Source organism: Zestomonas insulae (assembly GCF_016901015.1).
GTDB lineage: Bacteria > Pseudomonadota > Gammaproteobacteria > Pseudomonadales > Pseudomonadaceae > Aquipseudomonas > Aquipseudomonas insulae.
On record NZ_JAFEUP010000004.1, the window covers coordinates 13345 to 28711 of the forward strand.

13 protein-coding genes are annotated in these 15367 nt (G+C 63.8%); all 13 read right to left on the reverse strand.

All coding sequences use genetic code 11. From position 1 onward, the window contains the following. Nucleotides 1-14 precede the first annotated feature (14 nt). Complete coding sequence (nuoN, locus tag JQX08_RS13700) at nucleotides 15-1490, reverse strand: NADH-quinone oxidoreductase subunit NuoN (RefSeq protein ID WP_205348959.1); 1476 nt, start codon at nucleotides 1488-1490, stop codon at nucleotides 15-17. 8 nt (nucleotides 1491-1498) lie between these two features. Continuing rightward, the gene (gene nuoM / locus JQX08_RS13705; RefSeq protein WP_205348960.1) at nucleotides 1499-3028 is read right to left on the reverse strand and encodes an NADH-quinone oxidoreductase subunit M; all 1530 of its coding nucleotides are present in this window, start codon (nucleotides 3026-3028) and stop codon (nucleotides 1499-1501) included. Nucleotides 3029-3043: 15 nt separating this feature from the next. Continuing rightward, nucleotides 3044-4894 carry an NADH-quinone oxidoreductase subunit L gene (gene nuoL / locus JQX08_RS13710; protein ID WP_205348961.1) on the reverse strand — a complete coding sequence of 617 codons (1851 nt, stop codon included), beginning with the start codon at nucleotides 4892-4894 and terminating at the stop codon, nucleotides 3044-3046. Next, nucleotides 4891-5199: an NADH-quinone oxidoreductase subunit NuoK gene (gene nuoK / locus JQX08_RS13715; RefSeq protein ID WP_205348962.1), complete on the reverse strand. Its 309-nt coding sequence runs from the start codon at nucleotides 5197-5199 to the stop codon at nucleotides 4891-4893. Before nuoK ends, nuoL begins: the two co-directional genes overlap by 4 nt. Next, nucleotides 5199-5702, reverse strand: a complete 504-nt coding sequence (gene nuoJ, locus JQX08_RS13720) for an NADH-quinone oxidoreductase subunit J (RefSeq protein WP_205348963.1) — start codon at nucleotides 5700-5702, stop codon at nucleotides 5199-5201. Before nuoJ ends, nuoK begins: the two co-directional genes overlap by 1 nt. Nucleotides 5703-5711: 9 nt before the next feature. Continuing rightward, nucleotides 5712-6260, reverse strand: a complete 549-nt coding sequence (nuoI, locus tag JQX08_RS13725) for an NADH-quinone oxidoreductase subunit NuoI (RefSeq protein ID WP_205348964.1) — start codon at nucleotides 6258-6260, stop codon at nucleotides 5712-5714. 13 nt (nucleotides 6261-6273) lie between these two features. Then, a complete protein-coding gene (nuoH, locus tag JQX08_RS13730; protein ID WP_205348965.1) occupies nucleotides 6274-7266 on the reverse strand; it encodes an NADH-quinone oxidoreductase subunit NuoH in 993 nt (330 codons plus the stop codon). After that, complete coding sequence (gene nuoG, locus JQX08_RS13735) at nucleotides 7263-9974, reverse strand: NADH-quinone oxidoreductase subunit NuoG (protein ID WP_205348966.1); 2712 nt, start codon at nucleotides 9972-9974, stop codon at nucleotides 7263-7265. The genes nuoH and nuoG overlap by 4 nt, the downstream gene beginning before the upstream one ends. A 139-nt stretch (nucleotides 9975-10113) precedes the next feature. Next, on the reverse strand, nucleotides 10114-11466 hold the full coding sequence (nuoF, locus tag JQX08_RS13740) for an NADH-quinone oxidoreductase subunit NuoF (protein ID WP_205348967.1): 1353 nt from the start codon (nucleotides 11464-11466) through the stop codon (nucleotides 10114-10116). Beyond that, nucleotides 11463-11963 (reverse strand): NADH-quinone oxidoreductase subunit NuoE, encoded by a 501-nt coding sequence (nuoE, locus tag JQX08_RS13745; RefSeq protein ID WP_205348968.1) that lies wholly within the window; start codon nucleotides 11961-11963, stop codon nucleotides 11463-11465. The genes nuoF and nuoE overlap by 4 nt, the downstream gene beginning before the upstream one ends. A 2-nt stretch (nucleotides 11964-11965) precedes the next feature. After that, a complete protein-coding gene (gene nuoC, locus JQX08_RS13750; RefSeq protein WP_205348969.1) occupies nucleotides 11966-13747 on the reverse strand; it encodes an NADH-quinone oxidoreductase subunit C/D in 1782 nt (593 codons plus the stop codon). 64 nt (nucleotides 13748-13811) lie between these two features. Then, entirely contained in the window at nucleotides 13812-14486 is a 675-nt protein-coding gene (locus JQX08_RS13755) for a NuoB/complex I 20 kDa subunit family protein (protein ID WP_205348970.1), read from the reverse strand. Nucleotides 14487-14496: 10 nt separating this feature from the next. Further along, entirely contained in the window at nucleotides 14497-14913 is a 417-nt protein-coding gene (locus JQX08_RS13760; RefSeq protein WP_205348971.1) for an NADH-quinone oxidoreductase subunit A, read from the reverse strand. Between the last annotated feature and the right edge of the window lie 454 nt (nucleotides 14914-15367).

The following is a 15367-nucleotide window of genomic DNA, read 5'->3' on the forward strand; positions in this document are numbered from 1 at the left end:
TATGTCCGCCGGAGTTACCCGGCGACGGCCAGACCGGCCTGTTGCACCAGCTCCAGCAGCGGTTGCGGGTACACGCCGAGGAAGAATGCCAGCAGGGCAACGAACAGCAGCATGATGCCGCCGGCGCGCTGGGCCCAATGCAGCGGGGCATCGTGGCGGCGCAGGTTAGGTTCGACCAGGAACAGCGAGATCATCACCCGCAGGTAGTAGAAGACCCCGATGGCGCTACCGACCACCAGCGCGGCGAGCAGCCACCATTGCTGCGACTCGACGCCGACCGCAATCACGTAGAACTTGCCGATGAAGCCAGCGGTCAGCGGGATACCGGCCAGCGACAGCATCATCACGGTGAGCACGGCAGTCAGGTACGGACGGCGCCAGAACAGGCCACGGTACTCGTACAGCGCATCGGCGTCGCGGCCGCTGTACGGCGTGGACATCAGGGTGATCACACCGAACGCGCCGAGGCTGGTCAGCACGTAGGTCGCCAGGTACACACCGATGGCTTCCACGGCCAGGCCCTTGCTGGCGATGACGGCGATCAGCAGGTAGCCGAAGTGGGCGATCGACGAGTAACCAAGCAGGCGCTTGAGGTTGCTCTGCACCAGCGCCAGCAGGTTGCCGACCAGGATCGAGGCGACCGCGATGGCCGACAGCACCAGGTTCAGCAGCCCTTCGTTGGCCACCGGGGAGAGCTGGAACAGGCGCAGCAGCACGGCGAACACTGCCACCTTGCTGGCCGTGGCGAGGAACGCGGCGACTGGCGCCGGGGCACCTTCGTAGACGTCCGGCGTCCACAGGTGGAACGGCACCAGCGACAGCTTGAACGCCAGGCCGACCAGCATCATGCCGAGACCGAGTTGCGCGACCAGGCTGGGCATGCCGGTGGCGGCCAGCTTGGCGCCGATGCCGCTGAAGCTCAGGCTGCCGGCGTCGGCGTAGAGCAGGGCCATGCCGAACAGCAGGAACGCCGAACCCGCGGCGGACAGCACCATGTACTTGATGCCGGCTTCCAGCGAGCGCTTGTTGAAGAACGCGTAGGCGACCATGCCGTAGACCGGCACCGAGAGCAGCTCGAGGCCGATGAACAGGCCGGCCAGGTGCTGCGCGCTGACCAGCACGATGCCGCCGGCAGCCGCCAGCAGGATCAGCAGGTACAGCTCTTCACGGTTGCCCGGATAGCCCTTGTCGGCCTGGCGTTCGCCCAGGTAGGCGTGTGCCAGGGTGACGCAGGCGAGGGTCGCGACCAGAATCAGCGCGATGTAGAAGTTGGCGAAGTTGTCGATCAGCAGCAGCGAGGTGACCGCCAGCGGCTGCACCTTGAGGGCCGGGAGGATAGCCAACAGGGCCAGGTTGAGGCCGCCCACCGACAGTACGAAGGTCATCGAGTGGTGGCGTTTCCAGGCGATGCCGAGCATCACCACGACGATGGTCGCGCAGGTGACCAGCAGTGGCAGAAGCGCGATGAGGTGTTGAGTCGTGAATTCCATAGCGCTGCTTACCGAGCCGAGGCGAGTTGAGTGAAGGCGGTGCTGATCCAGCTCTGTACGCCATGCATGCTGGCGGCCGAGGTATCAAGCACCGGCTGCGGGTAGACACCGAGCAGAATCAGCAGGACCGCCAGGCCGAGGATCATGCCCATCTCGCGCGCCTGCAGGCCGAGCAGCGGACCTTCGCTTTTGGCTGGGCCGAAGTACGCGCGGTGGATCATGATCAGGGCATAGACCGAGCCGAACACCAGGCCGGTGGAGGCGAGCACGGTGATCAGCGGCGAGCCCGGGAAGTTGCCAACCAGGATCAGGAACTCACCGACGAAGTTGCCGGTGCCCGGCAGGCCGAGCGCGGCGGCGGCGAAGAACAGGCTGAGCGCCGGCAGATACGGCATGCGTCCCCAGATACCGCCCATTTCGCGCATGTCACGGGTGTGTACGCGCTCGTAGAGCTGGCCGCACAGGATGAACAGCGCGGCGGCGGAAAGACCGTGTGCCATCATCTGCACCACTGCGCCTTGCAGGGCTATCTGACTGCCGGAGTAGATGGCAATCAGCACGAAGCCCATGTGCGAGACGCTGGAGTAGGCCACCAGGCGCTTGATGTCAGTCTGCGCGAAGGACAGCAGGGCGCCGTACACGATAGCGAACACGCCGAGCCACTGGGCGATCGGCGCGAACTCGGCCGAGGCATTGGGGAACAGCGGCAGGGCGAAGCGCATCAGGCCATAGGCGGCGGTCTTCAGCAGGATGCCAGCGAGGTCGACGGAACCGGCGGTCGGCGCCTGGGCGTGGGCGTCCGGCAGCCAGGAGTGCACCGGAACCACTGGGAACTTCACCGCGAAGGCGGCGAAGAAGCCGAGCATCAGCAGGTACTCGGTGCCGGGGGCCATTTCTGTCTTCAGCAGGTCGGCGTAGTTGAAGCTGAGCACGCCGGTCTGGCTGTAGTTGACGAACACCAGGGCGAGGATCGCCACCAGCATGATCAGGCCGCTGGCCTGGGTGTAGATGAAGAACTTGGTGGCCGCGTTGATGCGGGTGTTGTTCTTGCTACCGCTGTGACCCCAGAGCGCGATGAGGAAGTACATCGGCACCAGCATCATTTCCCAGAAGAAGAAGAACAGGAACAGGTCGATGGCGAGGAATACTCCCACCACACCGCCGAGAATCCACAGCAGGTTGAGGTGGAAGAAGCCGACGCGGTTCTGGATCTCGTTCCATGAGCAGAGCACAGACAGTACGCCGAGCAGACCGGTGAGGCTGATCATCAGTACCGACAGGCCGTCGAGCGCGAGGTGGATGGTGATACCGAAACGCTCGATCCACTGCACCTTGAACTCGGCCGCCCACTGCGGCGCGGCGCCAGGAGCGGGAGCCAGGCTGAAGTCGCCGCTCGCCCACAGCCACAGGCCGAGGCCGAACAGCAGCGCCATGCTGAGCAATGCGATCCAGCGCGGCAGGGTGTTGCCGAAGCGTTCCCCTTGCCAGCAGAGCAGGCCGCCGATGAAGGGAATCAGGATTAGCCAAGGCAGAATCATGACGGGCTGTGTTCCTTAATTCAGAATCAGAAGAGTGGCGAGCAGCAGCACGGAACCGCCGACGATGGAGGCCGCGTACCAGCGCAGGTTGCCGGTCTCGGTGCGGCTCATCGCCTGGTTGCCGCCACGCGCCAGGCGCGGCAGGACGCCAATGGTCTTGTCGATTGGGTCGCGACCGAGCAGGCGGCAGACCAGCAGATAGGGTTTGACGAACAGCACGTCATACAGCCAGTCGAAGCCCCAGGCGGCGAACCACCAGGCCGACAGGAAGCGACCGGGCGCGCTGTTGGCGATCGCGCTGACCAGGCTGCGCTTGCCGAGGAACAGCAGGGCGGCGAGCAGGATGCCGGCGATGGCGATGGCGCCCGAGGCGATTTCCAGGCTGTGCTGGGCTTCGCCACCGGCATGGCCGACGCTCTGCGGCAGCACGCCGTGCAGCGGCGGGGTGATCAGCGCGCCCACGAAGGTCGACAGCACGATCAGCACCGACAGCGGCAGCCAGTGGCTGATGCCGTGGCCGGCGTGCGCTTCGGTCTTCGCTTCGCCGTGGAAGGCGATGAAGATCAGGCGGAAGGTGTACAGCGAGGTCATGAAGGCACCGACCAGACCGGCGTACAGCAGCGCCTGGTGGCCACTGGCGAAGGCTTCCCAGAGGATCTCGTCCTTCGAGTAGAAGCCCGCGGTGACCAGCGGCAGGGCGGCCAGCGCGGCGCCACCGACGATGAAGCTGGCGTAGGCCAGCGGCAGCTTCTTCCACAGCCCGCCCATCTTGAAGATGTTCTGCTCGTGGTGGCAGGCGACGATCACCGCACCGGAGGCGAGGAACAGCAGGGCCTTGAAGAAGGCGTGGGTCATCAGATGGAAGATCGCGCCTTCCCAGGCGCCGACGCCCAGAGCGAGGAACATGTAGCCGATCTGGCTCATGGTCGAGTAGGCGAGGATGCGCTTGATGTCGGTCTGTACCAATGCGGCGAAGCCGGCCAGCACCAGGGTCACACCACCGACGATGCCGACCAGTTCGAGCACGTCCGGCGCCAGCAGGAACAGACCGTGGGTACGGGCGATCAGGTAGACACCGGCGGTCACCATGGTCGCCGCGTGAATCAGCGCCGAGACCGGGGTCGGACCGGCCATCGCATCGGCCAGCCAGGTCTGCAGTGGCAGCTGGGCGGATTTACCAACCGCACCGCCGAGCAGCATCAGCGCGGCCAGCTCGATCCAGAAGTCGCCGGTGGCGAACTTCTGCGGGGCGAGGACCAGCAATTCGCTGATGTTCAGCGTGCCGAGCTGGGCGAACAGGATGAACAGGCCGATGGCCATGAACACGTCGCCGATGCGGGTAACGATGAAGGCCTTCAGCGCCGCGTTGCCGTTCGGCACGTGCTTGAAGTAGAAGCCGATCAGCAGGTAGGAGCAGAGGCCCACGCCTTCCCAGCCGAAATAGAGGAACAGCAGGTTATCGCCGAGTACTAGGAACAGCATGCTGGCGATGAACAGGTTGGTGTAGGCGAAGAAGCGCGAGTAACCCTCTTCACCACGCATGTACCAGGAGGCGAACAGGTGGATCAGGAAGCCGACGCCGGTAACCACACCGAGCATGGTCAGCGACAGGCCGTCCAGATGCAGGGTGAAGCTTGGGCGGAAGCCTTCCACGCTCATCCACTGCCAGAGCACCTGGGTGAACACGCCACCTTCCGGCGGGCTGACGTGGAATTGCCAGCCGATCCAGGCGGCGACCAGGGCGGACAGGCCGACCGAGCCTACGCCGATCACGGCAGCGGTGTTTTCCGAGAAGCGGCCGCGGGAGAAGGCCAGGATCAGCCAGCCGAGCAGCGGGAACAGGCAAGTGAGGTATAGAAGATTCATCCGCGCATCTCGCTGGCAGCGTCGACATCGAGGGTGTGGAAGCGGCGATACAGCTGCAGCAGGATCGCCAGGCCGATACTGGCCTCGGCGGCTGCGAGGGTGATCACCAGAATGAACATCACCTGGCCGTCGGCCTGGGCCCAGCGGCTACCGGCGACCACGAAGGCCAGTGCGGCGGCGTTCATCATGATTTCCAGGCTCATCAGCACGAACAGAATGTTGCGCCGCACCATCAGGCCGACCAGGCCGAGGCAGAACAGCACGCCGGCGACAGCCAGGCCGTGCTCGAGGGGGATCGAGTTCATCATTGTTCCTTGGCCTCGTGGCGTCCGAGGTGGAAGGCGGCGACCAGGGCTGCCAGCAGCAGCATGGAGGCGAGCTCAACGACCAGCAGGTAAGGGCCGAACAGGCTGATGCCGACGGCCTTGGCATCCACGGTCTGCAAGCCGAGGGCGCCGCCGCTCGGTTGCGCGAACAGCACATAGAGCAGCTCGCCGAGCAGCACCAGGGCGAGCAGGCCGGGACCGGTCCACACGCCGGGCTTCAGCCACTTGCGTTCCTGCTCGACGATGGCCGGGCCGAGGTTGAGCATCATCACCACGAAGACGAACAGCACCATAATGGCGCCGGCGTAGACGATGATTTCCAGGGCACCGGCGAACGGTGCGCCAAGGCTGAAGAAGCACATGGCCACCGACAGCAGGGAAATGATGAGGTAAAGCAGGGCATGAACCGGGTTGCTGTTGGTGATCACCCGCAGCGTGGACACCACGGCGACGCCGGCAGCGAAATAGAAAGCGAATTCCATCTTTCGTCCTTAGGGCAGCAGGCTCTTCACGTTGATCGGCTCGGCTTCGTTCTGCGCGGCGCCTTTCGGCTTGCCGGCAATGGCCATACCGGCAACGCGGTAGAAGTTGTAGTCCGGATTCTTACCGGGGCCGGAAATCAGCAGGTCTTCCTTCTCGTAGACCAGGTCCTGACGCTTGAACTCGGCCATCTCGAAATCCGGGGTGAGCTGGATCGCGGTGGTCGGGCAGGCCTCTTCGCAGAGACCGCAGAAGATGCAGCGCGAGAAGTTGATGCGGAAGAATTCCGGGTACCAGCGACCGTCGTCGGTCTCGGCTTTCTGCAGCGAGATGCAGCCGACCGGGCAGGCCACGGCGCACAGGTTGCACGCCACGCAGCGCTCTTCGCCGTCGGGATCGCGGGTCAACACGATGCGGCCGCGATAGCGCGGCGGCAGGTAAACCGGCTCTTCCGGGTACTGCAGGGTGTCGCGCTTGCGGAAGGCGTGACCGAAGATCATCACCACGCTGCGCAGTTGGGTCCAGGTGCCGTGCAGCACGTCCCAGATGTACTTGAACATTGTGTCTTACTCCTTACTGGGCCGCGGCCAGCACGACTGCGCCGGTCACCAGCAGGTTGATCAGGGTCAGCGGCAAGCAGAACTTCCAGCTGAAGCTCATCACCTGGTCATAGCGCGGGCGCGGAATGGACGCGCGCAGCAGGATGAACAGCATGATGAAGAAGGCGGTTTTCAGGGCGAACCAGATGAACGGGATCTGCGGCAGGATGCCGAACGGGCCGTGCCAGCCACCGAAGAACAGGGTCACCAGCAGTGCCGAGATGAACACGATGCCGATGTATTCGCCGACGAAGAACATGCCCCATTTCATCCCGGCATACTCGATGTGGTAACCGTCGGCGAGTTCCTGCTCCGCTTCCGGCTGGTCGAACGGGTGACGGTGGGTCACCGCGATGCCGGCGATGAAGAAGGTACAGAAGCCGAAGAACTGCGGAATGATGAACCACAGGTGCTGAGCCTGGTAATCCACGATGTCGCGCATGTTGAACGAGCCGACCTGAATCACGATGCCCATCAGCGCCAGGCCCATGAACACTTCATAGGACACGGTCTGTGCCGAGGCGCGCAGGCTGCCGAGCAACGCGTACTTGTTGGCGCTGGACCAGCCAGCGAACAGCACGGCGTACACCGAAAGGCCGGCCATGGCGAAGAAGAACAGCAGGCCGATGTTGAGGTCCGCGACGCCCCAGGTCGGAGTGATCGGGATGATCACGAAGGCGATCAGCAGGGCGCTCATCGCCACTACCGGGGCCAGGGTGAAGATCGGCTTGTCAGCGAACGGTGGGGTCCAGTCTTCCTTGAAGAACATCTTGATCATGTCGGCGCCGAGCTGGAAGGCGCCGAAAGGACCGACCCGGTTCGGACCGTGACGGTCCTGCCAGAGGCCCAGCAGGCGACGTTCGACCCAGCTCAGCAGCGCGCCGCAGACCACCACGGCGAGCAGGATGACGATGGCCTTGAGGACCGCGATGATCACGTCGACGAGTTCGGGAGTCAGCCAGCTCATTGCGCGACCTCCTGCAGACCACTGGCCGCTTGGCCGGCAGCCCGTGGCGGAATGCCGTCGAGGCCGACGGGCAGGGCGACCAGACCGGCTGCCAGCTCGTCGTCGATACGCACCGGCAGACGCAGGGTCTGGCCGGCCACGCGGAGACTGATGAAGGTGCCGTCGTTGACCGCCAGGCGCGCCGCTTCGGCTTTACCCAGCGCGGCGTAAGCCTGCGGAATGCGTTCCTGAACCGGCGCAGCGCGCGAGCTGTTCTCGTCGCTGCCGAACAGGTGATGGACCGGCACGACCTGCCAGGTGCCTTGGGCCGGGTTGAACGGCGCAGGGATGGCGCTGAACCAGGACAGGCGATCGCCTTGGGCCTCAATCAGACGCACACCCGGATCGCCGGCGCGCAGGTGGCCGCCGACTTCGTCCTGGAACTTGTTCCAGGCTTGCGGCGAGTTCCAGCCCGGCGACCAGGCGAACGGAATCTGCTGACGGTCTTCCTTGCTGCCCGAATAGCCTTCCATGGAGAAGGCGAAGGCGGAGTCTTGATCCTGCGGCTGGCGCGGCTCGTGCACGCTGATGTTGGCGCGCATGGCGGTGCGACCGCTGTAGCGCAGCGGTTCGCGGGCCAGCTTGAGGCCCTTGATACGGAACGACGCGGAAGGCGCGGCGTTGCGGATACCGGCCAGTTTGGCGTTGCCGGCGGCGCAGGCTTCGGTGACTTGGTCCAGTTGGGTCCAGTCCACGGTCTTGCCTTGCAGGGTGCTGTGCAGGGCGTGCAGCCAGCGCCAGCCCTCGCGCACCAGGATGCTGGAGTCGTAGTAGGACGGCTCGTAGACCTGGAAGAAACGCTGGGCACGACCTTCCTGGCTGACCAGGGTGCCGTCGCCTTCGGCGAAGCTGGCGGCCGGCAGGACCAGATGGGCGCGTTCGACGGTGGCGGTCTGCTGGTGGTCGGCGACGATCACCACCTGGGCGGCGGCCAGCGCGGCGTCGACCTTGGCGGCGTCGGCGCGGCGGTACAGATCGTTCTCCAGTACCACCACGGCATCGGCTTGGCCGGCGGTCAGGGCATCCAGCGCGGCATCAACGGAGTCGCCGCCGAACAGGGCCAGGCCAAGGCTGTTGGCCTCCGGCACGACCAGGCTCAGCGAGCCGTTCTTCTCGCGGGTCTTCAGCGCCTTGGCGATGTTCGCCGCAGCTTCGATCAGTGCCGGGTTACCCAGCGAGGTGCCGGAAATCACCAGCGGGCGCTTGGCAGCGAGCAGCGCATCGGCGATGCGCTGGGCCAGTTCGCCGGCTTCGGCGTCCAGGCCGGCAACCGCCGGGGCGCTCGGATCGATGGCGTGGGCCACGGCGAAGCCGAGGCGAGCCAGATCATCCGGCGCGGCGTGGGCGCACTCGGCCGCGACGTCGTCGAGCTTGGTGGCGCTCAGGCTGGCGATGAACAGCGGGTTCAGTTCGTGCTGGGCGATGGTCTTCACCGCGGCATCGAGCCACGGCTGGATCTTCATCGCGGCGGCCATGTCCTCACCCTTGCCCTTGACCGACTGGCGCAGCGCCAGGGCGATGCGGGCGGCGGTCTGGGTCAGGTCTTCGCCGAGGACGAACACCGCGTCGTGGTCTTCGATCTCGCGCATCGACGGGATCGGCAGCGGGCTGTCCTGCAGCACCTGCAGCACCAGGCGCAGGTTGTCCAGCTCGCCGGCGGCGATGCCGGAGTAGAAGTTGCCTTCGCCGACCAGCTCACGCAGGGCGTAGTTGCCTTCCAGGCTGGCGCGCGGCGAACCGATACCGATCACGTGCTTGCCTTTCAGCAGCTCGGCGGCCTTGTCCAGGGCGCCGTCCAGGCTCAGCTTCTGCGCGCCGAATCGCGGCTGACGCGGACGGTCTTCGCGGTTGACGTAGCCGTAGCCGAAACGGCCACGGTCGCAGAGGAAGTAGTGGTTCACCGAACCGTTGTAGCGGTTCTCGATGCGGCGGATCTCGCCGTAGCGCTCGCCGGGGCTGATGTTGCAACCGCTCGAGCAGCCGTGGCAGATGCTCGGGGCAAACTGCATGTCCCACTTGCGGTTGTAGCGCTCGGAGTGGGTTTTGTCGGTGAACACACCAGTCGGGCAGACCTCGGTGAGGTTGCCGGAGAACTCGCTTTCCAGCACGCCGTCTTCGATACGACCGAAGTAGACGTTGTCGTGTGCGCCGTAGACGCCGAGGTCGGTGCCACCGGCGTAGTCCTTGTAGAAACGCACGCAGCGGTAGCAGGCGATGCAGCGGTTCATCTCGTGGGAGATGAACGGGCCGAGGTCCTGGTTCTGGTGGGTGCGCTTGGTGAAGCGATAACGGCGCTCGTTGTGGCCGGTCATCACCGTCATGTCTTGCAGGTGGCAGTGACCGCCTTCCTCGCACACCGGGCAGTCGTGCGGGTGGTTGGTCATCAGCCATTCGACGACGCTGGCGCGGAACTGCTTCGCCTCTTCGTCGTCGATGGAGATCCAGGTGTTGTCGGTGGCGGGCGTCATGCAGGACATGACGAGGCGACCGCGTTTGTCGTTCTCATCGGTGTACTGCTTGACCGCGCACTGGCGACAGGCGCCGACGCTACCGAGCGCCGGGTGCCAGCAGAAGTACGGGATGTCGAGGCCGAGGGAGAGACAGGCCTGTAACAGGTTGTCCGCACCGTCGACTTCAAGCGCTTTGCCGTCTACGTGGATAGTGGCCATGGTTCAGTCTTCATCTACCCGCCGAAACGGGTTTGGCTAATGGAATTCTTGTCTTGCTCGCCGCCCGCTGCGCGGTGGGGAAGGGGAATGGCCACAGCCAACATCCTTCCTCACCCGCCGACGGGTGCGCAGCTAATCGCTACACGCCAACCGCTTGCGGCTTGGCCTCGAACGGATTCGTCGTCTGGGCCACGCCCGCTTCGAACTCCGGTCGGAAGTACTTGATCGCGCTGCCCAACGGTTCCACGGCACCGGGTGCGTGCGCGCAGAAGGTCTTGCCGGGGCCGAGGAAGTTGACCAGCTGCAGCAGGGTGTCGATGTCTTCCTTGGTGCCCTGGCCGCGCTCCAGCGCGCGGAGCATCTTCACGCTCCACGGCAGGCCGTCACGGCACGGGGTGCAGAAGCCGCAGGATTCGCGGGCGAAGAACTCTTCCATGTTGCGCAGCAGCGAGACCATGTTGACGCTCTCGTCGACCGCCATGGCCAGGCCGGTGCCCATACGGGTGCCGACCTTGGCGATGCCAGCGGCGAACATCGGCGCATCGAGGTGCTCGGGCAGCAGGAAGCCGGTACCGGCGCCGCCGGGCTGCCAGCATTTCAGCTTGAAGCCATCGCGCATGCCGCCGGCGTAGTCCTCGAACAGTTCGCGCGCCGGAAGGCCGAACGGCAGCTCCCAGACACCGGGGTTCTTCACCTTGCCGGAGAAGCCCATGAGCTTGGTGCCCATGTCTTCGCTGCCCGGACGGGCCAGGGTCTTGTACCAGTCGACGCCGTTGCCGACGATCGCTGGCACGTTGCACAGGGTCTCGACGTTGTTGACGCAGGTCGGCTTGCCCCACACGCCGACAGCGGCGGGGAAGGGCGGCTTGGAACGCGGGTTGGCGCGGCGGCCTTCCAGCGAGTTGATCAGTGCGGTCTCTTCGCCGCAGATGTAGCGACCGGCACCGGTGTGGACGAACAGCTCGAAGTCGAAGCCGCTGCCGAGGATGTTCTTGCCGAGCAGGCCAGCGGCCTTGGCTTCTTCGACGGCGCGGTTGAGGTTACGCGCCGCGTCGACGTATTCGCCGCGCAGGAAGATGTAGCCACGGTAGGCCTTGAGCGCGCGCGCACTGATCAGCATGCCTTCGATCAGCAGGTGCGGCAGCTGCTCCATGAGCATGCGGTCTTTCCAGGTGTTCGGCTCCATCTCGTCCGCGTTGCACAGCAGGTAGCGGATATTGAGGGATTCGTCCTTGGGCATCAGACCCCACTTCACCCCGGTGGGGAAGCCAGCACCGCCGCGGCCCTTGAGGCCGGAGTCTTTGACGGTCTGCACGATGTCGTCGGCGGCCATGTCGGCCAGTGCCTTGCGCGCTGCGCTGTAGCCGTCTTTCGCCTGGTATTCGTCGAGCCAGACAGTTTCGCCGTCGTCGCGCAGACGCCAGGTCAGCGGATGGGTTTCCGGGCTGCGGGCGATCAGGTTGGCCGGACCGAAGGAGGTCAGCTTTTTCATTGATAGGCCTCCAGCAGTTTGGCCACACCGTCGGCTTGCACGTCACCGAAGGTGTCGTCGTCGATCATCAGCGCCGGCGCCTTGTCGCAATTGCCCAGGCAGCACACCGGCAGCAAGGTGAAACGGTCATCGGTGGTGGTCTGGCCGAGGCCGATGCCGAGCTGCTGCTGGATGGCGCTGACCACCGACTCATGACCACCGATGTAACAGACCATGCTGTCGCAGACGCGAATGATGTGGCGGCCAACCGGCTGACGGAAAATTTGACTATAGAAGGTGGCCACACCTTCGACATCACTGGCCGGGATGCCGAGGATTTCGCCGATCGCCGGAATGGCGCCGTCCGGCACCCAGCCACGGTGTTTCTGCACGATCTTCAGCGCTTCGATGGACGCCGCGCGCGGGTCCTCGTAGTGGTGCATTTCGTGCTCGATCGCCGAACGCTCGCTGTCGCTGAGAAGGAAACGGTCGGTCTGGATAAGATTTGCCTGGCTCATGCTTAGCGGTCCACGTCGGCCATAACGAAGTCGATGCTGCCCAGGTACGCGATCAGGTCGGCCACCATGCTGCCGCGGATCACCGAGGGGATCTGCTGCAGGTGCGGGTAGCTGGGCGTACGGATGCGGGTGCGGTAGCTCATGGTGCCGCCATCGCTCGTCAGGTAGTAACTGTTGATCCCCTTGGTCGCCTCGATCATCTGGAAGGCTTCGTTGGCCGGCATGACCGGGCCCCAGGAAACCTGCAGGAAGTGGGTGATCAGGGTTTCGATGTGTTGCAGCGTGCGCTCTTTCGGCGGCGGCGTAGTCAGCGGGTGGTCCGCCTTGTACGGGCCTTCCGGCATGTTCTTCAGGCACTGCTCGATGATGCGGATGCTCTGGCGCATTTCTTCGACGCGCACGATGCAGCGGTCGTAGGCATCGCCGTTATGCGCCAGCGGCACTTCGAACTCGAAGTTCTCGTAACCGGAGTAGGGGCGCGCCTTGCGCAGGTCGAAATCGAGACCGGTGGAACGCAGGCCGGCGCCGGTGACACCCCATTCCAGCGCTTCCTTGGTGTTGTACTGCGCCACGCCGATGGTCCGGCCCTTGAGAATGCTGTTCTTCAGGGCGGCCTTCTCGTACTCGTCGAGGCGCTTGGGCAGCCAATCGACGAAGTCCTTGACCAGCTTGTCCCAGCCGCGCGGCAGGTCGTGGGCGACGCCGCCGATGCGGTACCAGGCCGGGTGCAGACGGAAGCCGGTGATCGCCTCGATCACCGTGTACGCGCGCTGGCGGTCGGTGAAGGTGAAGAACACCGGAGTCATCGCCCCGACGTCCTGGATGTAGGTGCCGAGGAACAGCAGGTGGCTGGTGATCCGGAAGAACTCGGCGAGCATTACGCGGATGAAATCGACTCGGTCCGGCACCTTGATCCCGGCCAGTTTCTCGACCGCCAGCACGTAGGGCAGGTTGTTCATCACCCCACCGAGGTAGTCGATGCGGTCGGTATAGGGAATGAAGCTGTGCCAGGACTGACGCTCGGCCATCTTCTCGGCGCCACGGTGGTGGTAACCGATGTCCGGTACGCAGTCGACGATCTCTTCACCGTCGAGCTGCAGGATGATGCGGAACGCGCCGTGGGCGGACGGGTGGTTCGGGCCGAGGTTGAGGAACATGTAGTCCTCGTTCTCGCCATGGCGTTTCATGCCCCAGGCTTCCGGGTTGAAGCGCGCGGCTTCTTCTTCCAGTTCCTGCTTGGCCAGGGTCAGGCTGAACGGGTCGAACTCGGTGGCACGCGCCGGATAGTCCTTTCGCAGCGGGTGACCTTCCCAGGTCGGCGGCATCATGATGCGCGTCAGGTGAGGGTGGCCGGCAAAGGTGATGCCGTACATGTCCCAGACTTCGCGCTCGTACCAGTTGGCGTTGGGCCAGATACCGGTCACGGTCGGCAGGTTGAGATCGCCTTCGGACAACGCGACCTTGATCATCACGTCGCTGTTTCGCTCGATCGACAGCAGGTGATAGAACACGCTGAAATCGGCGCCCGGCAGCCCGCGGCGTTGCGTACGCAGGCGCTCGTCGACGCCGTGCAGGTCATAGAGCATCACGTAGGGTTTGGGCAGCTGACGCAGGAAAGTCAGCACTTCCACCAGCTTCTCGCGCGCGACCCAGAGCACCGGCATGCCGGTGCGCGTGGATTGCACCGTGAAGGTCTCGGCGCCAAAGCGGGAATTCAGTTCAACGACGACGTCTTGGTCGTCTGCCTTGTAAGGCGGGATGTACAGAGCGCTGTCTGCAGTCATGGTCTCGGTCGCTTTCAGTCAACAACGTAAAGGGTGAGGGGGCTTTTCCGCGGAAAGGCCGGGATCACACTTCGTCGGGGCTGCGCAGGTTGGTTACCTGGATACGCTGTTCACGGCGTTCTTCCCGCTGTGACGGCATGTCGGCACGGTAGATACCTTGATCGCCAACAACCCAGGAAAGCGGGCGCCGCTCCTTGCCGATCGAGTCTTGCAGCAGCATCAGTGCTTGCAGGAATGCTTCGGGGCGCGGGGGGCAACCAGGCACGTAAACGTCCACAGGAAGGAACTTGTCCACTCCCTGAACGACCGAGTAAATGTCGTACATTCCGCCCGAGTTGGCGCACGAACCCATGGAAATGACCCACTTGGGCTCGAGCATTTGCTCGTAGAGGCGCTGGATGATCGGAGCCATCTTGATGAAGCAGGTACCGGCGATCACCATGAAGTCGGCCTGGCGCGGTGATGCACGGATAACTTCGGCGCCGAAACGGGCGATGTCGTGGGGAGCGGTGAACGCGGTGGTCATCTCCACGTAGCAGCAGGACAGGCCGAAGTTGTACGGCCACAGCGAGTTCTTGCGTCCCCAGTTGACCGCGTTGGTCAGGACGTCCTGAAGCTTGCCCATGTAGATGTTGCGGTGGACTTGACCCTCGAGCGGATCTTCTACGGTCTCCCGCTCGCCGATCGGATACTGCTCGTTAGGCGCATCCGGGTCGATCCTGGTGAGTTTGTATTGCATCGCCAAAGCCTCATTGTTTTAGCTTCGCCTGCCGCTTGCGACGACCTTCGGGAGCCCAATCGAGCGCCCCGATGCGCCAAAGGTAGACAAGACCTGCCAACAGAATTGCTATGAAAATGGTAGCTTCGATGAAGCCGGCCCATCCGCTTTCGCGAACAGATACCGACCAGGCGAAGAGAAAGAGGGCTTCAACGTCGAAGATCACGAAGAGCATCGCGACCAAATAGAATTTTGCCGAGAGGCGCAGGCGGGCGGTGCCGACCGGGAGCATCCCGGACTCGAAGGGGTCGTTCTTGCTGCGTCCCCAGGCTTTGCTTCCGAGGAGGCTGGATACGCCGAGCATAAAGGCGCAGAGGCCGATGACACCCAGGAGGAAAATGGCAAGGCCCCAGTTGTGGGACATGGTGGCGACAGCTTCAGCGGGCATGCCGTGGCTCCTTAGACAGAGGCGGCGGAAACAAATTAGTTGATGTCGCGGGTCTAATGATTAGCCAGCGATCTAATTCGCTAATTCTATGCGGGTCTGCGTCGCCAAGTAAATTTTTCCTTATAAAAAATTAACTTAGCGGTCGAATTGGATGCGCGAAGGCAGGCAGGGCGCGCGTTGCAGCGGACCTATTCTTTGGTCGCATGGTTTGGCGGCAATTAGCGATTTTATTTAAATGAGAGGTATTAGCATTTGCTGGTCGTGATGTTTTCTAGCACTCAACAGCTAATAACAATCCGCTTAATCCAATTGAAAAGACTATCTCCAATCGATATTTGCCGCGAATCTCCCTGAACTAGCGTACTAACAGTGTCTTCGGGCGCCGTCGCTCTGTTTCCCGGTCGTACTCAGGCGCCATGTGGGGGGCGGAGTGCCTTGACCGTAGGTCAGCCGC